Annotated in this window: 17 protein-coding genes; 6 read left to right on the top strand and 11 right to left on the bottom strand. The window is 72.5% G+C overall.

Annotated features, from left to right (window positions below; genetic code table 11):
• Positions 1-45 precede the first annotated feature (45 nt).
• The 3 genes from ABZY13_RS14750 to ABZY13_RS14740 all read right to left on the bottom strand — a co-directional run bounded on the left by ABZY13_RS14750 (position 46) and on the right by ABZY13_RS14740 (position 3,091).
• A complete protein-coding gene (locus ABZY13_RS14750; protein ID WP_356630513.1) occupies positions 46-1,863 on the bottom strand; it encodes a protein kinase in 1,818 nt (605 codons plus the stop codon).
• Positions 1,864-2,003: 140 nt separating this feature from the next.
• Complete coding sequence (locus tag ABZY13_RS14745; RefSeq protein WP_356630511.1) at positions 2,004-2,474, bottom strand: MarR family transcriptional regulator; 471 nt, start codon at positions 2,472-2,474, stop codon at positions 2,004-2,006.
• Positions 2,471-3,091 (bottom strand): DJ-1/PfpI family protein, encoded by a 621-nt coding sequence (locus tag ABZY13_RS14740; protein ID WP_356630509.1) that lies wholly within the window; start codon positions 3,089-3,091, stop codon positions 2,471-2,473. The genes ABZY13_RS14745 and ABZY13_RS14740 overlap by 4 nt, the downstream gene beginning before the upstream one ends.
• Positions 3,092-3,276: 185 nt before the next feature.
• Here ABZY13_RS14740 and ABZY13_RS14735 point away from each other — a divergent pair, with 185 nt between their 5' ends.
• From ABZY13_RS14735 to ABZY13_RS14725, 3 genes are all read left to right on the top strand, one after another.
• Positions 3,277-4,668 (top strand): aspartate aminotransferase family protein, encoded by a 1,392-nt coding sequence (locus ABZY13_RS14735; RefSeq protein WP_356630507.1) that lies wholly within the window; start codon positions 3,277-3,279, stop codon positions 4,666-4,668.
• A gap of 109 nt (positions 4,669-4,777) precedes the next feature.
• Positions 4,778-5,479 carry a GntR family transcriptional regulator gene (locus ABZY13_RS14730; RefSeq protein WP_356630505.1) on the top strand — a complete coding sequence of 234 codons (702 nt, stop codon included), beginning with the start codon at positions 4,778-4,780 and terminating at the stop codon, positions 5,477-5,479.
• Positions 5,480-5,595: 116 nt separating this feature from the next.
• Positions 5,596-6,246: a hypothetical protein gene (locus tag ABZY13_RS14725; RefSeq protein WP_356630503.1), complete on the top strand. Its 651-nt coding sequence runs from the start codon at positions 5,596-5,598 to the stop codon at positions 6,244-6,246.
• A 23-nt stretch (positions 6,247-6,269) separates the two neighbouring features.
• On the opposite strand, the gene ABZY13_RS14720 is transcribed toward ABZY13_RS14725, so the two are convergent.
• From ABZY13_RS14720 to ABZY13_RS14710, 3 genes are all read right to left on the bottom strand, one after another.
• Positions 6,270-6,560 (bottom strand): hypothetical protein, encoded by a 291-nt coding sequence (locus tag ABZY13_RS14720; RefSeq protein ID WP_356630501.1) that lies wholly within the window; start codon positions 6,558-6,560, stop codon positions 6,270-6,272.
• Between the two features lie 38 nt (positions 6,561-6,598).
• A complete protein-coding gene (locus ABZY13_RS14715; RefSeq protein ID WP_356630499.1) occupies positions 6,599-6,907 on the bottom strand; it encodes a hypothetical protein in 309 nt (102 codons plus the stop codon).
• A 144-nt stretch (positions 6,908-7,051) separates the two neighbouring features.
• Positions 7,052-8,335: an adenylosuccinate synthase gene (locus tag ABZY13_RS14710; RefSeq protein WP_356630497.1), complete on the bottom strand. Its 1,284-nt coding sequence runs from the start codon at positions 8,333-8,335 to the stop codon at positions 7,052-7,054.
• A 187-nt stretch (positions 8,336-8,522) separates the two neighbouring features.
• Between ABZY13_RS14710 and ABZY13_RS14705 the strand changes: the two genes are divergently transcribed.
• On the top strand, positions 8,523-9,386 hold the full coding sequence (locus ABZY13_RS14705; RefSeq protein WP_356630495.1) for a diacylglycerol kinase family protein: 864 nt from the start codon (positions 8,523-8,525) through the stop codon (positions 9,384-9,386).
• Between the two features lie 100 nt (positions 9,387-9,486).
• Here the strand turns inward: ABZY13_RS14705 and ABZY13_RS14700 are convergent, their stop codons facing one another.
• Positions 9,487-10,692, bottom strand: coding sequence for a cytochrome P450 (locus ABZY13_RS14700; protein WP_356630493.1), 1,206 nt, complete (start codon positions 10,690-10,692; stop codon positions 9,487-9,489).
• A gap of 237 nt (positions 10,693-10,929) precedes the next feature.
• Positions 10,930-12,846: a rhamnogalacturonan lyase gene (locus tag ABZY13_RS14695; RefSeq protein WP_356630491.1), complete on the bottom strand. Its 1,917-nt coding sequence runs from the start codon at positions 12,844-12,846 to the stop codon at positions 10,930-10,932.
• 647 nt (positions 12,847-13,493) lie between these two features.
• Between ABZY13_RS14695 and ABZY13_RS14690 the strand changes: the two genes are divergently transcribed.
• Together ABZY13_RS14690 and ABZY13_RS14685 are read left to right on the top strand one after the other, a co-directional pair.
• A complete protein-coding gene (locus ABZY13_RS14690) occupies positions 13,494-14,693 on the top strand; it encodes an alpha/beta fold hydrolase (protein ID WP_356630489.1) in 1,200 nt (399 codons plus the stop codon).
• A 140-nt stretch (positions 14,694-14,833) separates the two neighbouring features.
• On the top strand, positions 14,834-15,085 hold the full coding sequence (locus ABZY13_RS14685) for a hypothetical protein (protein WP_356630487.1): 252 nt from the start codon (positions 14,834-14,836) through the stop codon (positions 15,083-15,085).
• Positions 15,086-15,439: 354 nt separating this feature from the next.
• On the opposite strand, the gene ABZY13_RS14680 is transcribed toward ABZY13_RS14685, so the two are convergent.
• From ABZY13_RS14680 to ABZY13_RS14670, 3 genes are all read right to left on the bottom strand, one after another.
• On the bottom strand, positions 15,440-16,105 hold the full coding sequence (locus tag ABZY13_RS14680; protein ID WP_356630485.1) for a response regulator transcription factor: 666 nt from the start codon (positions 16,103-16,105) through the stop codon (positions 15,440-15,442).
• Positions 16,102-17,442, bottom strand: a complete 1,341-nt coding sequence (locus ABZY13_RS14675; RefSeq protein WP_356630483.1) for a histidine kinase — start codon at positions 17,440-17,442, stop codon at positions 16,102-16,104. Before ABZY13_RS14675 ends, ABZY13_RS14680 begins: the two co-directional genes overlap by 4 nt.
• A gap of 132 nt (positions 17,443-17,574) precedes the next feature.
• Complete coding sequence (locus tag ABZY13_RS14670) at positions 17,575-18,441, bottom strand: alpha/beta hydrolase (protein WP_356630481.1); 867 nt, start codon at positions 18,439-18,441, stop codon at positions 17,575-17,577.
• Between the last annotated feature and the right edge of the window lie 79 nt (positions 18,442-18,520).

Genomic DNA, 18,520 nt, shown 5'->3' with positions numbered 1-18,520 from the left:
CGGGAGGCTGGCCCGTCGTTCAACTCACCTCCCCCGTACGTCACTTCACTGCTCGTTGTAGGTGACCGTCTCCCCGGTCGCGGTGTTCACGCGTTCCAGCGTGCCGTCCGGCAGCAGCGTGATCTCGGTGGCGGGGCCCGGCGCGCAGGTGGGCGCCTCACCGGCCGTCACCCGGGAGGGGCCGATGCGCACCGGGCCGTCCGTGCCCGGGTCCGCCGCCAGGTCCGCCTCGAACTCGCAGTGGTAGCGCCCGCCGCCCTCGGCGGGTCCGTCGGCGACGAGGGTCAGCACCGTGTCGCCGACCTCGCCCTGCCGCAGGGTCAGCCGCCGGGTGTCGCTTCCGTCCGCGCCGGTGTCCGCGGCCCAGGCGCCCACGTAGTCGGCGGGTATCGCGCCGTCCTGTGAAGCGGAGGGCGACGGGGACGGCGAGGGCGGCGGCGACGAGGCGCCGGTCGGGCCGGAGGTCACGCGGTCGCCGTCGGCGGTGGCGGTGGCGGTCGGCCCGGCCTTGACGTCGTCGCCGTCGCCGTCGCCGCTGAGCAGGGCGTACACCGAGCCGCCCGCGCCGAGGGCGACGACCAGCGCGACGGCGACCAGCGCGGCCGTACCGCGCCCGCTGCGCCGGGACTCCTCGGGCGGAGGACCGTAGGGCGGAGGACCGTAGGGCGGCGTGGCGGCGGTGCTGTAGGGGTTGTAGGGCGCCGGCTGCCCGTATCCGCCGGGCCCGGCGGGACCCTGGGGCTGCTGCGGGTGGCCGTACGCCTGGTGCGGGTAGCCGTAGGCGGGGTGCGACGGGGGCGTGGCGCCGGGCCCGGGGGGCACGGCCGTCGGGGCCGGGCGGCCGGGCGTGGCGGCGGGCGTCTCGTCGGGGGCGGGAGAGTGTTCCGGCGAGGGGGAGGCGTGCTCCGGCGACGGGGAACGGGGCAGGGTGAGGCTCGCCGTCTGCGGGTCCTCCGTGTCCAGCAGCCGAACGGCGTGCCGGCCGAGCTGGGCCACCAGCGCGCCGGGCAGCCAGGGGTCGCGGGAGCGTCCGTCGGAGACGGTGTCCTCCGCGCCGGTGCGCTCCAGGATCCGCTCCAGCGTCGGCCGGGCGGCCGGATCCTTGCGCAGACAGTCCCGTACGAGGTCGGCGAGGCCCTCGGGGACCCGGGAGAGGTCGGGTTCCTCCTGGGCGATGCGGAACATCAGGGCGTGCACCCCGCTGTCGGCGTCGCCGAAGGGCATCGCGCCGGTGGCGGCGTACGCGAGCACCGAGCCGAGGCAGAACACGTCGCACGCCGGCGTGATCCGGTCCCCGCGCACCTGTTCCGGCGCCATGAAGCCGGGGGAGCCGACCAGGGCGCCGGTGCGGGTGAGGCCGCCCTCGGACACGGTCTCCATGGCCCGCGCGATGCCGAAGTCGATGACGCGCGGCCCGTCGATGGTCACCAGCACGTTGGACGGCTTCAGGTCGCGGTGGACGATGCCAGCGGCGTGGATGTCCCGCAGGGCGTGCGCGAGCCCGGCGGCCAGGATGCGCACCGACCGCTCGGGCAGCGCCCCGTGCTGCCGCGCGACGACCCGCTCCAGGCTGGGCCCGGCGACGTAGCCGGTGGCCACCCAGGGCACCGGCGCCTCGGTGTCGGCGTCGAGCACGGGCGCCGTCCAGTGGCCGCCGACCTGCCGCGCCGCCTGCACCTCCTGGCGGAACCGCGCCCGGAACTCCTCCCGCGCGGCGAGTTCCCGGCGTACGAGCTTCACCGCGACGGTACGGCCCCGGTCCGACCGCGCGAGATAGACGTGCCCCATCCCGCCGGCGCCGAGCCGTGCCAGCAGCCGGTACGCGCCGATGCGCGGCGAATCCCCAGGCCCGAGCTTCTCCATGGCCGCGTCATCCTCCCCGTGCGTGGGCGCCGCCGCCCACAGCCCGACCATAATGCCGCCGGATGAAGAGTCGGCCGGGACCGGGTCCGCGGTTCCCGGCCCGACCGGCGTCAGCCCCCGTCCCCGCCCCGTCCCCGGCGTCAGCCCCCGTCCCCGGCGGCCTCCGCCGGAAGCCCCGCCTCCTCCAGCGCCCGCGACAGCCGCTCCAGCGCCCGTACGGCCTCCGCCAGCCCGTCGTCGCCCAGCGCCTCGGCGAGGCGGTCGGCGTAGGCGGCGTGGCCGGGGCCGATGCGGGCGACGGCGGCCAGGCCCTCCTGCGTCGGTGCGAGGAGTTTGGCGCGGCGGTGGGCCGGGTTGGGCCGGTACTCGGCGAGTCCCCGGTCGACCAGCAGGTCGGCGACGCGCTGCACGCTCTGGCGGGTGATGCCCATGACGCGGGCGATCCCGGCCACCGGCAGCGGCTCGCGCAGCACCGCGCCGAGCACCTGCCACCAGGCCGCCGTCAGCCCGGCCGGCCGCGCCAGCTCCTCGGCGACGGCGAGGAACTGCCCGTTCAGCCGGAACACACCGAGCGCGCCACGGCTGAACAGGTCCTGTCGCTCCCGGCTCACCGCGCCTCGGCCCCCTCCAGGACGGCGTACGCCTCGGCGTCGGAGTCGTGGAACAGCCGGTACCAGGCGTCGAGCACCTCTGCCTCGTACACCCCCAGCAGTCCGAGGATCTCCCGGGCGAAGGCGACCGGCTCGGTCGGCCCGGCGGTGATCAGACCGCGGTCGGCGACCGCGTCGGCGTCGACGTACCGCTCGCCGCCCCGGTAGCCGGTCGCCGCGAGGTAGAAGGAGACGGCGCTGGTGTGGTCGCGGTCGTCGAGCAGGCCCTCGCGGGCGAGCCCGGCGGTGGCGCCGCAGATCGCGGCGACGGGCACCCCGGCGTCCAGGAAGGCGCGGGCCGCGCGGGCGAAGGGGGCGAGGTCGTCGCCGGCCTCCCAGAGGTCGGCGCCCGGCAGGATCAGCAGGGAGCTGTCCCCGGGGCGCAGGTCGGCCAGCGCGAGGTCGGGACGGATGCGCAGTCCGCCGATGCTGCGGACCTCGTCGCCGGAGGGGCCGACGGTGCGCACGTCGTACCCGGCGCGGGCGAGGGACGCCGTCGCGTGGCCGGTCTCCCAGTCGGCGAGCGTGTCGTAGACGGCGAGATGGACGGGCTTGTCAATACGGCCGCTGCTGCTCATGGCTCCTCCTGGGGGTGAGGACCATCCGCCCTCATGACAGAAGGCTGTCATTTAGACAGCTTCCTGTCAACAGTGGCCGGCGGACTCGGACGGGCCTGCCCGTCGACAACCTGTCGCGGAAACCCCCGCACCGCAGACAGGACGCCGATACCGCCTCCCCCGCCCCGACGCCTACGCTCGCCCGCATGACCCCTCAGCCCCACCAGCCCCAGCAGGCCCACCAGGTCCACGAGGTCCACCCGCAGGCCGGTGCCGCCGTGAAGGCAGCGGACCGCGCGCACGTCTTCCACTCCTGGTCCGCCCAGGAGCTCATCGACCCGCTCGCCGTCGCCGGCGCGGAGGGCTCCTACTTCTGGGACTACGACGGCAGGCGCTACCTCGACCTCACCAGCGGGCTCGTCTTCACCAACATCGGCTACCAGCACCCGAAGGTCGTCGCCGCGATCCAGGAGCAGGCCGCGCGGATGACCACCTTCGCGCCCGCGTTCGCGGTCGAGGCCCGGTCCGAGGCGGCCCGGCTGATCGCCGAGCGCACCCCGGGCGACCTGGACCGGATCTTCTTCACCAACGGCGGCGCCGACGCCGTCGAGCACGCGGTGCGGATGGCCCGGCTGCACACCGGCCGGCCCAAGGTGCTGTCGGCGTACCGCTCGTACCACGGCGGCACCCAGCAGGCCGTGAACATCACCGGCGACCCGCGCCGCTGGGCCTCCGACGGCGCCTCGGCCGGGGTCGTGCACTTCTGGACGCCGTTCCTGTACCGCTCCCGCTTCTACGCGGAGACCGAGGAGCAGGAGTGCGCCCGGGCGCTGGAGCACCTGGAGACCACGATCGCCTTCGAGGGGCCGACGACCATCGCCGCGATCATCCTGGAGACGGTGCCGGGGACGGCGGGGATCATGGTGCCGCCGGCCGGTTATCTGGCCGGGGTGCGGGAGATCTGCGACAAGTACGGGATCGTGTTCGTGCTGGACGAGGTGATGGCCGGGTTCGGGCGGACCGGCGAGTGGTTCGCGGCGGACCTGTTCGGGGTCGTGCCGGACCTGATGACCTTCGCCAAGGGCGTCAACTCCGGCTATGTCCCGCTGGGCGGCGTGGCCGTCTCCGAGGAGATCGCGAAGACCTTCGCCCGGCGGCCGTATCCCGGCGGGCTCACCTACTCCGGGCACCCGCTGGCCTGCGCCGCGGCCGTCGCCACGATCAACGTGATGGCCGAGGAGGGCGTCGTGGAGAACGCCGCCCGGCTCGGCGCGTCCGTCGTCGGACCGGGGCTGCGGGAGCTGGCCGCGCGCCACCCGAGCGTGGGCGAGGTGCGGGGCGTCGGCATGTTCTGGGCGCTGGAGCTGGTGCGCGACCGCGTCACCCGCGAGCCGCTGGTGCCGTACAACGCGGCCGGAGAGGCGAACGCCCCGATGGCCGCGTTCGCGGCGGCGGCCAAGGCGCACGGCGTCTGGCCCTTCGTCCACATGAACCGCACCCACTTCGTGCCGCCCTGCAACGCGAGCGAGGCGGAGCTGAAGGAGGGCCTCGCGGCGCTGGACGCGGCCCTGTCGGTCGCCGACGCGTACACGCAGTGAGCACCGGGGGGCATACGGCGTAAGTACAAGGGGGCATACGACCGCGTATGGTGGCGTGCTCGTAGACATGTACGAGCACGTCGTATACGCGTAGAGGAGTCCCCCGACCATGCCCGGCACCGGCGGCAACGGCGCTGTCACCCGTAGCACCCTGCGGCAGCAGATCGCGGACGCGTTGCGGGACGAGGTGCTGGCCGGGCGGCTGGAGCCGGGGAAGGCGTTCACGGTCAAGGAGATCGCCGACCAGTACGGCGTCTCCGCGACGCCCGTGCGCGAGGCGCTGGTCGACCTGTCGGCGCAGGGGCTGCTGGAGGCCGACCAGCACCGGGGCTTCCGCGTCCGCGAGTACTCCGTCGACGACTTCCGCGACCTGATCCAGGCCCGCTCCCTGGTCACCGGCGCCATGTTCCAGGCCCTCGGCTCACGGCACCCGGACTACCCGGAGGCCGAGGAGGCGAGCATGGCCGCCGCATTCGCCGTGGTGCGCCGCCGCGGCGAGGAGGCCCAGCGCGCCGCCCTCGCCGGCGACCTGACCGTCCTCATCGGCTACGACCTGCGCTTCTGGCGCGAGCTGAGCAATCTGTACGGCAACGCCTACCTCGCCGAGTTCCTGCACCGGACGCGGGTGCAGACGTGGGCGTGCACGGTCCAGCACCTGCGCCGGATGACCGACCTGCGCGGACGGCTGTGGGCCGGGCACACGGAGCTGGTCGACGCCCTGATGAGCCGGGACCCCGAGGCCGCGCGGTCGGTCGTCGCCGGGCACAACGCGTACGCCCTCGAACTGATCGAACGGCTCGCCTCCGGCTGACCGGCCCGGCCGGTGGGTATGGGAGGTGCACGGGAGGGGACCTGTGCGGTCCCCAGCCATTACGCTGCCCAGAACCATCGTGCGATCACCGGACGACCGCCCCGAGGAGCCCCCTTTTGGCCTGTGACCTGTGGCTGGTACCGCTCGTCGACGTGTTGTGCCACACCCCCGACAACCCCTTCGCCGAGGAACTCGCGCAATACAACAAGGTGCTCGCCGAGGCCGGGCTGCCGCCGGTGCCGGTGTACCAGTACATGCCGGGCCTGTCCGGCGAGGTCGCCCCGGTGGCCGGGTTCGACTACGACGCGCTGCACTTCCTGCGGCGCGCGTATCTGCTCCAGGTGTGCGGTCTTGCGGTGACGCCGGTGGACGAACTGGGCGGCGACTACGAGCAGTTGCTGGAGATGTTCGAGGCGACGGCCCAGCGCTCCCACCTTGTCTGGCACTACGACCACGCCGGGGCATACGTCCCTCTCGACTTCCCGCACCCGCTCGCCGACGACGAACTCCTCGCGGGCGGCGGCCCGTTGGGCTCGTCCCAGGCGCTGCTGCGGGAGCTGGAGTTCGTGGCCCCGTCGATCGGCATCGACCCGGCCAACCCGCCCGCGGTACCCCAGGCCCCGCCCGCTCCCACGGAGTTGGAGGAGCCCGCCGTACCGCCCCCGTACGACCCCAGCCCCTTCGCCCGCGAACGGCATGTGTGGCTCGGTCTGCACGCGGCGGCGACGCGGAGTCTGGCGCAGGGGTCGATGATCGTCTTCAGTTGAGGACTGCGGGGGCAGGGGTGGGATCAGCGCAGCTGGGAGATTCCCTTCTGCAGATCGTCGCGGTTCATGACCGGGAACACCTCGACGTCGGCGCCGAGCCGGTCGAAGAGGGGCTCCAGCTTGGGGGGCAGCTCCGAGCTGTCCTGCATGTCGCAGACGAGGAAACAGGTCCGGCATCCGCCGTGGGGCCCGAAGTAGGCGGCCTCCGGCTGGATCCGGTCGAGGATCTCGCCCATGAGTTCGGGCATCTTGCCGCTGCGGAACACTTCGTTCGACTGGTCCGTGTCCAGACTGGCCTTGATCATCACGCGCATCGCGATCACCTCTTCCGGACGACGCACAGGGCACGGGATCAGGATATGCCCGTTATGTCGGCAAGGGGCGGTCGGTCGCAGGAGCGCCGGTGCTCCAGGTGCGGGAAGAGGGCGTCCCCCTGGCCCGCCGGAACGTCCAGCGGGTACGCGGCGCACATCCGGTCGTAGCGGCGGTCGGTGTCGAAGTCGAGGACGAAGGTGACCCGGCCGCTCCCGGAGCCGTGGACGTGCCTGCTTGCCCGGACGTCCCAGAACCTGAGAGGCGCTCCGGCCTCGACGGTCGCCAGCGTGTTGGGTCCCGCGGACCACAGGTCGCCCGTGCTGAACGGGCCCCCGGGCTGTCGCACCCCGCCGTTCGCGCAGTGGATCACCCGAACGAGGGGCGTGAGCCCGGCGTGGGCCGGGAACGCCGCCGCCACAAGCCCCCGGACGCCCTCCGGCGGCCGGCCGTCAGTGCGGACCGGCCGCCGGAGGGGCGGGGCATGGTCGTCCTACAGGAACGAGTTGATCTGGATCGTCTCGTCCCGGCCCGGGCCCACGCCGATCGCGGAGATCGGGGCGCCGGACATCTCCTCCAGGGCCTTCACATAGGCCTGGGCGTTCTTCGGGAGGTCGGAGAACGACTTCGCCTTGCTGATGTCCTCGCTCCAGCCGGGGAGCATCTCGTAGACCGGCTTCGCGTGGTGGAAGTCGGTCTGCGAGTACGGCAGTTCCTCGACGCGTCTGCCGTCGATCTCGTACGCCACGCAGACCGGGATCTGCTCCCAGCCGGTGAGGACGTCGAGCTTGGTGAGGAAGAAGTCGGTCAGGCCGTTCACGCGGGTCGCGTAACGGGCGATGACCGCGTCGAACCAGCCGCAGCGCCGGTCGCGCCCGGTGGTGACGCCGCGCTCGCCGCCGATCCGGCGCAGGGCCTCGCCGTCCTCGTCGAACAGCTCGGTCGGGAACGGGCCGGCGCCGACGCGGGTCGTGTACGCCTTCAGGATGCCGATGACCCGGCTGATCTTCGTCGGTCCCACGCCCGCGCCCGTGCAGGCGCCGCCCGCGGTCGGGTTGGAGGAGGTGACGAAGGGATACGTGCCGTGGTCGATGTCCAGCAGCGTGCCCTGGCCGCCCTCGAAGAGCACGACCTTGTCGTCCTCCAGGGCCTGGTTGAGCACCAGCACCGTGTCGGCGACGTAGGGCGCCAGCTTGTCGGCGTAGGCCAGCAGCTCCTCGACCACCTGGCCGACGGCGATGGCGCGGCGGTTGTAGAGCTTGGTGAGGATCTGGTTCTTGACGTCGAGCGCCGCCTCCACCTTCTGGGTGAGGATCGACTCGTCGTACAGGTCCTGGACGCGGATGCCGACGCGGTTGATCTTGTCCGCGTAGGTCGGGCCGATGCCGCGGCCGGTGGTCCCGATCTTGCGCTTGCCGAGGAAGCGTTCCGTCACCTTGTCGACGGTCACGTTGTACGGCGTGATGATGTGGGCGTTACCGCTGATCAGGAGCTTGGACGTGTCGACGCCGCGCTCGTTCAGACCGCTCAGCTCGGAGAGCAGGACCGAGGGGTCGACGACGACTCCGTTGCCGATGACCGGCGTGCAGCCGGGGGACAGGATCCCGGAAGGGAGCAGGTGCAGGGCGTACTTCTGATCGCCCACGACCACCGTGTGGCCGGCGTTGTTACCGCCCTGGTAACGCACCACGTAGTCGACGGATCCACCGAGCAGGTCCGTCGCCTTTCCCTTGCCTTCGTCACCCCACTGAGCACCGAGCAGCACAAGTGCGGGCACGCGCGTACACCCCTTCCGGGCGGGGCATGTCCAAGGTCGGGGGCGTACGCGGCGGAGCGTTCCACCGCGTGCACCGCGACCGTCATTGGCCGCCAACCGTCGGACCGGGTGCCCCGGAATAGACGAAGCCCCTGGCGCAATAGCGCAAGGGGCTCTTGCACAAAGATGCTACCCGAGGAAGCGAGGCATGACCGAGGTGGCGACTTCCCGGACGTCCGAACGGCTGCTCGTGATCATCGATCCGGTTGCTCTGCGGGCCGACGGGGAGTCCGCCCGGATCGCGAAAGACGTGCTCAGCGCGGGTGCGGCGACCAAGGTGTGCGTGCCGGAGGGGCCGGAGGAATTCGCCCGGGCGCTGGAGCGCCGGGGGTCGCGGCGGCCGGTCGTGGTGGGCGACGACCGGGCCCTGCTGCGGGCGGTGTCCCTGCTGCACCGCCGGCGCGAGCTGGCCGGATGCGCGCTGTCGGTGGTGCCGGTGGGCGGCGCGCTCGCCCTCGCCCGGTCGCTGGGGGTGCCGACGGGAGCGGTGGCGGCGGCGCGGGCCGTGCTGGAGGGCGCGGAACGGCGGCTGGACCTGCTCGTCGACGACAGCGACGGGGTGGTGCTCGGCGCGCTGCGCATCCCGCCGGTGGGGGCGCCCCGGGAGGAGCGGTCCGCCGAGGCGGGGCACCCCTGGCTGCGCACCTGCCAGTCGCTCGTCCGCACCCTGGTCCCGGCCCGCCATCCGTCCCGCCTCGCCGCCGCCCCGGGCGACGGTCCCTCGCGGCTGCGGGTGGAGGTGGACGGGCGGACCCTCGTCGACCTGGACCAGCCGGTGCAGGGCGTGTCGGTGAGGCCGGGCGGTCCCGGTGGCCGGGCGCGGGTGGAGGTGCGGCCGGCGTCGGTGGGCGCGGAGGCTTCGCCGCTGCTGACCGAGGGGCGCACGGTGACGGTGTCCGGGGCGCACTTCCGCTACCGCGCGGACGCGGCGGTGCGGGGGCCGGTGGGGACGCGGACGTGGGCGGTGCGGGAGGGGGCGTGGGGGCTCGTACTGCCGACGGGGCGGGCGTGAGGCAGCCCCTCTGTCCGGCTCTGCTCGTTCACGGCGGGCCCTCTGTGCGTCTCGTCGGTGGCGGCGACGACTGACCGGCTCCCGTGTCCGCACTCCCCCGTCAGCCCACCTCCACCCGCAACTCCTCCATCCCCCGGATGACGAAGTTCGGTTTGCGCACCGGTTCCTCCGCGAGGGCCAGGGTGGGCGCCCGTACCAGCAGGGCCCGCATGGAGGCGGCCAGCTCGATGCGGGCCAGCGGGGCGCCGATGCAGTAGTGGATGCCGGCGCTGAAGGAGATGTGCGGGTTGTCCGTGCGGGCCAGGTCCAGTCGGCCGGGGTCGGCGAAGACCCGGTCGTCGTGGTTGGCGGAGCCGAAGAGGAGGGCGATCTCGGCGCCGCGCGGGATGGTGACGCCGTCGACCTCGATGTCGTCCAGCACCCAGCGCTCGAACAGCTGGAGCGGGGTGTCGTAGCGCATCAGCTCCTCGACCGCGGTGGGGACGAGGGAGTGGTCGGCGCGCAGGGCGGCGAGCTGGCCGGGGTTGCGGAACAGGGCCGCCCAGCCGTTGACCGTGGCGTTGACGGTGGCCTCGTGACCGGCGTTGAGGAGCAGGACGCAGGTGGAGATCATCTCCTGCTCGGTGAGGCGGTCGTCCTCGTCGTGGGCGGCGATGAGGCCGGAGATCAGGTCGTCGCCGGGCCGCTTGCGCCGTTCGGCGATGAGCTCGCGCAGGTAGTCGGAGAACTCGACCGACGCCCGTACCGCCTTCGCCGCCGTCTCCTCGGAGGGGTTCAGCTCGTACATCCCGCAGATGTCGGCCGACCAGGGCCGCAGGGGCGCGCGGTCGGACTCCGGGATGCCGAGCATCTCGGCGATCACGGCGACGGGCAGCGGCTCGGCGACGTCGGTCAGCAGATCCCCGCCGCCCGCCTCGACCAGCGCGTCGACCAGGTCGCCGGCGAGGGCGTCGACGTACGGCTTCAGGCTCTCGACGGTGCGGGGGGTGAACGCCTTGGACACCAGACGCCGGATGCGGGTGTGGTCCGGTGGTTCGAGGTCGAGCATCCCGTGGTCGTTGAGCGTGTGGAACGGCTCGTGCTCGGGGGGCGGGGGCGTCCGCCCGAACTCGTCGTGCGAGAAGCGGTGCAGATACGTCCGCCCGAGCCGCCGGTCGCGCAACAGCGCCGAGACGTCCGCGTGGTGCGGGACCAGCCACTGGTCGGTGGGCTCGAAGTAGTGCACCCGGCCCCGGGCGCGCAGCTCGGCGTAGGCGGGGTACGGGTCGGAGACGAACGCCGGGTCCCAGGGGTCGAAGGCTGCCATGGGGGGACGCTAGCCGGGTGGGTGGGGGTGTGACCAGGGGGAACGGACGCGGCACGGACCGATTGGACGGCGCGCACGGCACGGACGGCACGGATGGCGGCGCGCGCGGCGATGATCTCGCCGTGCGCGCCGCCATCCTCGGGGGGTGCCGGTGCCGGTGCCGCGGTCCCGGCCCCTCCCCGGTGCGGCGCCCGTCAGCTCGTCAGTCGCGTCAGCCCGTCAGTCGCGTCATTCGCGTCATTCGCCCGCGTAGCGGATCGCCGGGCGGGCCGGCCGGTCCATGTCCTGGCCGATGAAGTAGCCGGTCCACGGAGGCTGGTTGTAGCCGACGTTCTGCCAGGCCACGCCGAGGCGGTAGACCGGGTCGTGCATCAGGGTGGGCAGGCGCAGGCCGGTCTCGGCGGTGGTGGTGAAGATCCGCAGCGCCGACTCGTCCGACGTGCGCAGGACGACCTCCTCACGCCAGTCGCCGAGCAGGTCGGCCTGGAGGGACGGGTTGCCCTTGGTGCCGTTGTTCGAGTACACGCCCTGCGGCGTGAGGATCTTCTCCTCCCGCTGCGTCGCCGGGTTCCACTCGGCGATGTACGGGGCGCCGCCCGGCGCGGGGTTGGCCTCGTCGTACTCGTGGTTGAGGATCTCGCGCAGCGGGTCGCCGTCCCACCAGATCATGTGGTTCGCGGAGGGGATGGCGGTGCCGATCTTCGTGCCGTCGGCGGCGCGCAGGTCGCCCTCGCGGGAGTTCCACGCGCCGGTCGCCGTGACCGCCCAGGACTCGGCGCCCGGGTGGGCCGGGTCGATGTCGCCCGCCGCGCCTCGGCCGGTGTCCCGGGTGCCCGGCATGGACCACAGCACCTCGCCGGTCCGCGCGTCGCGGAACGTTCCGCCGCGGTTGCCGGAGGCGCTCATCGACTCGTGACTGGCGAAGACCTCCAGGCCCTCGCGGGCGGGGTCGAGGTCGCTCACGTGCAGAGCGTCGCCGTGGCCCAGCCTGGTGGAGTAGAGGCCGGTGCCGTCGTCGTCCAGGGTCATGGAGCCGTAGACGATCTCGTCCCTGCCGTCCTGGTCGACGTCGGCGACGGACAGCTGGTGGTTGCCCTGGCCCGCCCACTGCGCGCCGGCGTCCTTCGAGTCGAACGTCCAGCGCTTCTCGAGACGGCCGTCCGCGTAGTCGTAGGCGACGAGGACGGTGCGCGTGTAGTAGCCGCGGGCGAAGACGACGGAGGGCTTCTTGCCGTCCAGGTAGGCGACGCCCGCGAGGAAGCGGTCGCCGCGGTTGCCGTAACAGTCGCCCCAGTCGCACACGCTTCCGCGCCCGGGCTCGTAGTCGACGGTGTGGCGGGCCGCACCGGTCCTGCCGTCGAAGACGGTCAGGTACTCGGGGCCCTCCAGCACGTACCCCCGCGTGTTGCGGTAGTCCGCGTCCGCGTCGCCGAGGGTCCTGCCCTGGCCGTCGACCGTGCCGTCCGCGGTCTTCATGACCACCTCGGAACGGCCGTCACCGTCCAGGTCGTAGACCATGAACTGCGTGTAGTGCGCGCCCGAGCGGATGTTGCGGCCGAGGTCGATGCGCCACAGCTTCTCGCCGTCCATCGTGTACGCGTCGATGACGGTGTTGCCCGTGTAGCCGGCCCGGGAGTTGTCCTGGGCGTTGCTCGGATACCACTTCTGGACGATCTCGTACCGGCCGTCGCCGTCCAGGTCCCCGACGGACGAGTCGTTGAGGTGGTAGGTGTACGCCTTGCCGTCCGGGGTCGTGCCCCCCTCGGGCCGGTCCACGGGAATGTCCTTGTACGGCTGCGCCTCCACGCCGAAGACACGCGTGCGCCCGGTCACCTCGCCCTTGCGCACCTCCTCGATCCGGTACCGGGAGCCGGCCGTGCCGTCGAGGTCGGTGAAGCTGGTGGCGTCGGTCAGCGGCTGATCGGTGATCCGCTTTCCGTCGCGCAGGACGTGGAAGGCGACGTCCTCCCGGTCCAGACCGAGCAGACGCCAGGAGACGAAGACGCCGTCGTCCGTCATCAGGGCCACGGGAGCGCGGTCGAGCTTCTCCATGAGGCGCTTCACCGTCGTGGCGGCGGAGGCGGCGGTGTCCGGGCTCTCGCCGGTCTCGGCCATGGCGGGCCCGGCGAGCCCGGCGGCACAGGCGGCGAGCACGACCGCGACCGCTCCGACGGCCGCGCCTCTACGGCGAGCCGGACGGCGTACGGGTGACGTGGCCATCGGTACTCCTCTGGGTGGGGTGGGGTGGGGACGGGGGTTCGGGCAGGGATCCGCCGACCGGCCGCAGAAGGTGACGAGGTGAAACGTTTCATCGACCTCGTCGAACCTGCCGCTAGAAAGCGCATTCCATGGGAGGGGAGCCTGTCCGCCGCCCGGAGGTGACGTCAAGACTCGTGCACACACTTCTCCAGAGCGGAGGTTGATTCGTTTCATCCGCCGGGTGGTCAGCCATCGTCGGCAACTGACACCCGCGGACGGCCCAGCGCCCGCCGTCGGGACCACCGGGACCGCCGCCGAAGTTGCCCGCTACGCCGAACGGGTGAAGGCTGGTGAGGGCAGGGCTTCATGCCCTCACCAGGTTCGCGGCGCCGGACGCGCCGCTCGCGTGTGACTCCATGCTCTGTGCCCGCCGAGACGACCCGCGCCGGTCGGGCAGGAACGCATCTGCCGCCGCCGCTCGCCGCACATGCCCGTCAGGCCGGCCTGCGAACCCGTCCCGCTCCCCGTCTCCCGGGGACGGCGGAGGTATCGGCCAACCCCGGGACAACAGTCACTCAGGGCGAGCAGTCACCGGAGCAACCATGTCGCACCTCACTCCCACCGACCACAAGGTGAAGCACCCCTCAACCATCCCGGCGAATTTCGGCGACGAGATCGAGCTCTTCGTACGGGAATACAACACCGCCGGATCCGGCGGCACCCCCAAGCCGGTCCTCATGCTCCACGGCAGGAGTGTTCCGGCGCTCCCCGGATTCGACCTCGTGCGCCCCGCGCAGGGCGGCTCCCCGCACCCGGACACCAGCCTGAGCTGGGCGCAGATGCTGGCGGGCAAGGGCTACGACGTGTACCTCATGGATCTCCAGGGATCCGGCCTGTCCCCCCGCCCGAAGATGGACGATCCGTGCAACGCCAACCCGGCTCAGCGCGGACTCCTGGAAACCCATCCCGGCACGGCGAATTGCGGCCCGGGAGCGAACTACGCGGCCCAACTGGGAAACTCCAAAAGCGAATGGGACGAACTGGCGACAGTCGTCAAGTTCATCAGAGGGCGGTGCAACAACGAGAAGGTCGCCTTCGTCGGCTGGTCCGCGGCATCGTTCGTCATGGGCCCGTACGCCCTGCAAAAGCCCGGAGACGTGGCGAGCGTTTTCCTTCTCGCGCCCATGTTCCCCCCGAACGGCCGCTGGTCGACCAAGCCCTCCGATCCCTTCGCCCCGCCTCCCGGAACGCCCCTGCCCACGAAGCCCGTGACCGAGCCGCCCGCGGTTTTCGGCTTCCCGATGAACCTGACCAGCAAGGCGGGCGTCCAAGGCGGCATCAGCGACAAGGCGCTGGCCGAGGACGTGTGGCGGCTCATCATGGACTGCGACGGCGTCGGCCGGAAGTGGGGCGGCTCGACCGCGACACCCGAGGGCGTCATGCGATGGCGCAACTCCTACTGGTGGGGCTGGAACACCAGCACAGCGCCGCACGGCCCCACGCTCGGCAAAACCGTGCCGGTGTGCATCGTCTACGGCGACCAGGACAGGACGGCCAACACGCCACCGGAGATGGGCCCCGTACTGCACTTCTCCGTCCCGAAGCTCTACGCCGCGATCCCCGGCGCCGACAAGCTGATGTTCCGCGTCCAGGACTGGGACCACAACCCGGTCTGGGAACGCAAGCCCGCCCAGACCCTGCAGCACATGTCCTGGAAGTGGCTCCAGGGCAAGAAGGTGTACGGCGTCGAACGTGGAAGCTGGTTCATGGACAGGGACGGTGTGCTGGCGGAAGTGGAATAGAGCAGGTGTCGTCAATCCGCAGACATGCGGACGGGGGCGCCCGGCACCTCCCGTGACGCGGGAGGCAGAAAGGGGACTCCGAGGCGAACTGGCTGATGTGCCTCTTTTTCCGGGCGCGCTGTCTCGGGAGCGGTTCCACCATGGCGACCCTGTACCTGACGTACAACACTTCCAACGGCTACAAGTGCGCTGTCACGGTGAACGACCTGGGCAAACCCGTACCCCTGGGAGCAGGGATCAAGCGGAGCTCGGCAAGCTCCTGGGTCAAGGACGAAGGCACGTACACCTCGTACGCGGGCCCTGTGTACACGTACGCGCAGGGATCCTGTGTGGACGTCTACGGCTCCGTCAACGGAGTGTCCGTGACCCGGGTGAACCAGTACTGCAAGTAGCAGGTCGTGCGACGGTGCCCCCGCACGACAGGGTGCCGGGGGGTGCGGGGGCACCCTGTTCGGTGCCCAGTGATCCGTGGGCAGGGCCTATCTCGACGCGGGTGTCACCCTCACCCCCCAACGGAGTAGGCGGACTTTCGCCAGCGTATGGCCTCGGGCACGCCTTGCCTCACTTCGGTCGGCACTGCATGGCGCGGCTGCCCTTCAGCGCTCTGACGAAGGTGGCGAAAGACGCGGCGGGAACTGAGATGCTGCCGTAAGCAGGGACCTTCGAATCTCGTATCGCTATGGCGCTCTCCCGGTACGGCAACGGGGGGAAGTACGTGTGGTGCGAGCTGGTGGGAGCCGCCGTCGTCACCCCGGCGTCACCAGGCGCGCCTCGTACGCGAACACCGCCGCCTGCGTACGGTCCCGCAGGCCCAGCTTGACCAGGATGCGGCTGACGTGGGTCTTGATCGTCGACTCGGCCACCACCAGCCGCTCCGCGATCTCCGCGTTCGACAAGCCCTGGGCGATCAGGACCAGGACCTCCGTCTCGCGCTCGGTCAGGTCGCCGTAGGCCGACTGGGCCGCGCGCAGGGGTCGGGGGCCGTCCGAGAGGCCGGCGAATTCGGTGATCAGGCGCTTGGTGACCGACGGGGCCAGCAGGGCCTCGCCCGCCGCCACCACGCGTACGCCCTCCGCGAGTTGGCGGGCCGAGGCGTCCTTGAGGAGGAAGCCCGACGCTCCCGCGCGCAGCGCTTGGTAGACGTACTCGTCCAGGTCGAAGGTGGTCAGCACCAGCACCTTCGCGTCGCCGTCCGCCGCGATGATCTCCCGTGTCGCCTCGATGCCGTTCAACTCGGGCATGCGGATGTCCATCAGGACGACGTCCGGGGCGAGTTCGCGGACCTTCTCGACCGCATCGCGGCCGTTGACCGCCTCCCCCGCGACCTCGATGCCCGGCATCGCGTTCAGCAGGACCGAGAAGCCCTCGCGGACCATCATCTGGTCGTCGGCGATCAGTACGCGGATCGTCATGCCCCGTCCTCGGTCTCGGCGGGCGTCGACGGTACCGGCAGGAACACCGTCACCTCGTAGCCGCCGTCGGGCGACGGGCCCGCCGTCATCTCGCCGTTGAGCATCGTGACGCGCTCGCGCATGCCGGTGAGGCCGTGTCCCGCGCCGGGCGAGGGCTTGGCCGGCGCCGGTGCGGGCGGCGGTCCGTTGACGACGCGCAGGCCCAGGCCGCCGAGGACGTAGCCGATCTCCACGCGGGCGTTCGCGCCGGGTGCGTGACGCAGGGTGTTGCTCAGCGCCTCCTGCACGATCCGGTACGCCGACAGCTCGAGCCCCTGCGGGAGTTCGCGGACGGCTCCGGTGACCGCCTTGTCCACGTCCAGGCCCGCGTCCCGGACGTTGGCCAGCAGCGCGTCCAGGTCGGCCAGGGTCGGCTGCGGGGCGTCCGGGGCCTCGTAGTCCTCGGCGCGTACGACGCCCAGCACGCGGCGCAGCTCGGTCAGGGCCGCCACCGCGTTCTCCCGGATCGTCGCGAAGGCGCGCTCCAGCTCCGGCGGCGGGTTCTCCACCCGGTAGGGCGCGGCCTCCGCCTGGATCGCGACGACCGACATGTGGTGGGCGACGACGTCGTGCAGCTCCCGGGCGATCGTCGTGCGCTCCTCCAGCAGCGTGCGCCGGGAGCGCTCGTGCTCGGTGACCGTCTGCTGGGCAGTGACCTCCTGCTCCGCGTCCCGGCGTATGTGCCAGACGGTGACGACGAGCAGCAGCAGGGCCAGGACGACCAGCATGGGGCCCGTGTTGGCGGAGTAGCCGTAGCCGCCGAAGCCGGCCTCGGCGAAGAAGCCGTACAGCGCCGTCGCCACCCACATCCAGGCCGCCGTGCGGGGCCGGGTGCGCAGCGCCACGACGGTCGCCACGGTCAGGTGGGAGAGGAAGCTGCCCGGAGGCCAGGGCCGGTCGCCCCAGGGGTCGCCCAGCACCGAGACGGCCGCCGCCGCCCCGAACGACAGCCAGAACGCACCGACCGGACGGAGGAGGGTCAGCAGCACCGGGCCGAGCACGAACACACCGCACAGCAGGGAGACCACGCCGCCGCCTTCGTCGGCGAAGGCGACGAGCATCGCCAGCACCCCCGCCGCACCCACCGCCGCGTGCGGGGTCCACGCCGCGTACTCCCGCAGCCTGCCCCGCAGCCGGCGGCTCAGCGGGCCGTCCACGCCCATCGGGGGCAGGGGGCGGTAGGCGAACACGTCATGGAGCAGGTCCTGCCGCAGGCCCCGCAGGGCGTCCATGGCCAGCCGGAACTCGGGGCTCCGCGCCTGAGCCGGGGGAAGTGGGGTCCGGGTCGTCTCGGTCACGTGCCAACGGTAGAGCCGGGCGGCGGGGGCGGTCGTCAGCAGTGAGAGGGGTCCTCACGGGTCCGTCGCGAGTACCGGGTCCGTCTCAAGTACTACGGGCACGACGCCCCACCACAGGGGCGGCGCCCCCACTCACCACGCCAACTGCGCGATCTCCTCCGCCGCCACCGCGCACGCGTCCGCCGCCGGGTCGATCAGCGGGAAGTGGCCGACGTCCTCCAGCAGCGTCAGGCCCACGACCTCGCCCGCCTTCGCCGCCGCGTCCGCGTACGACTCGGCGACCGCCTGCGGCACCACGGTGTCGGCGCGGCCCTGGACCAGGGTCGTCGCGATGCCCGTCGGCAGCAGCAGTGCCGGGTCGGCCCACGGCAGCCGCTCGGCGAAGCCGTCGTCGCCGAGGAACTGGCGCACCGCGCCGCCGCACACCTCCAGCTTGTCGGCGACGGCGAGGTCCGCGATCGGGGCGAGGGCGACGACGCCGCGCAGCGGTGCGGGCCGGTCCAGCCGCCACGGGCAGCCTGCGGGCAGCACATGCCGGGACGCCGCCCACAGCGCCAGGTGGCCGCCCGCCGAGTGGCCGCCGATCACGATGCGGCGCGGATCGGCGGCGGGCAGGAGGCCGCGTACGAGGCCGGGGAGGGCGTCCAGCGCGGCGGCCACGTCGTCGAGGGTGTCCGGCCAGCGCCCGGCCGCCTTCCCGTCGGCCCCCCGCCGGTACTCCACGCTCGCCACCGCGAACCCCCGTCGCGCCAGGAAGTCCGCGAACGGGCTGATGTGCCGCCGGTCGTACCCCGCCCGCCACGCACCCCCGTGCAGGACGGCGACCAGCGGCGCCTGCGCGGTCGGGCCCGCGGGCTCGGCGGCGCGGGGGGCGTAGAGGTCGATCACCTGGTCGGGGTGCTCGCCGTACGCGGCGGTGGCGTCGGGGGCGACCGGGGCGTGCGAGAAGGCCGACCGCTCCTCGGCGGCGGCCCTGGCTGCGGCGGCGTCGTCCGGCATGCTCCAACCTCTCAGCGGGAAACGGGTTTGGAAGGGCGGGTACGGCGGACCAGGTGGGGGAACAGGGGCCGTTCGCCGG

It is taken from the genome of Streptomyces sp. NPDC006610, from assembly GCF_040611575.1.
Classification (GTDB): domain Bacteria; phylum Actinomycetota; class Actinomycetes; order Streptomycetales; family Streptomycetaceae; genus Streptomyces.
Note: the sequence above shows the minus strand (reverse complement) of the source record. Positions and strands in the feature narration are given on the sequence as shown.

What these genes read in the sequence shown, in the direction of transcription:
- ABZY13_RS14700 (WP_356630493.1), bottom strand. Translation starts at nt 10,692, where the DNA reads ATGGCAGCCTTCGACCCCTGGGACCCGGCGTTCGTCTCCGACCCGTAC.
- ABZY13_RS14680 (WP_356630485.1), bottom strand. Translation starts at nt 16,105, where the DNA reads ATGACGATCCGCGTACTGATCGCCGACGACCAGATGATGGTCCGCGAG.
- ABZY13_RS14705 (WP_356630495.1), top strand. Translation starts at nt 8,523, where the DNA reads ATGACCGAGGTGGCGACTTCCCGGACGTCCGAACGGCTGCTCGTGATC.
- ABZY13_RS14750 (WP_356630513.1), bottom strand. Translation starts at nt 1,863, where the DNA reads ATGGAGAAGCTCGGGCCTGGGGATTCGCCGCGCATCGGCGCGTACCGG.
- ABZY13_RS14690 (WP_356630489.1), top strand. Translation starts at nt 13,494, where the DNA reads ATGTCGCACCTCACTCCCACCGACCACAAGGTGAAGCACCCCTCAACC.
- ABZY13_RS14730 (WP_356630505.1), top strand. Translation starts at nt 4,778, where the DNA reads ATGCCCGGCACCGGCGGCAACGGCGCTGTCACCCGTAGCACCCTGCGG.
- ABZY13_RS14735 (WP_356630507.1), top strand. Translation starts at nt 3,277, where the DNA reads ATGACCCCTCAGCCCCACCAGCCCCAGCAGGCCCACCAGGTCCACGAG.
- ABZY13_RS14685 (WP_356630487.1), top strand. Translation starts at nt 14,834, where the DNA reads ATGGCGACCCTGTACCTGACGTACAACACTTCCAACGGCTACAAGTGC.
- ABZY13_RS14670 (WP_356630481.1), bottom strand. Translation starts at nt 18,441, where the DNA reads ATGCCGGACGACGCCGCCGCAGCCAGGGCCGCCGCCGAGGAGCGGTCG.
- ABZY13_RS14720 (WP_356630501.1), bottom strand. Translation starts at nt 6,560, where the DNA reads ATGCGCGTGATGATCAAGGCCAGTCTGGACACGGACCAGTCGAACGAA.
- ABZY13_RS14740 (WP_356630509.1), bottom strand. Translation starts at nt 3,091, where the DNA reads ATGAGCAGCAGCGGCCGTATTGACAAGCCCGTCCATCTCGCCGTCTAC.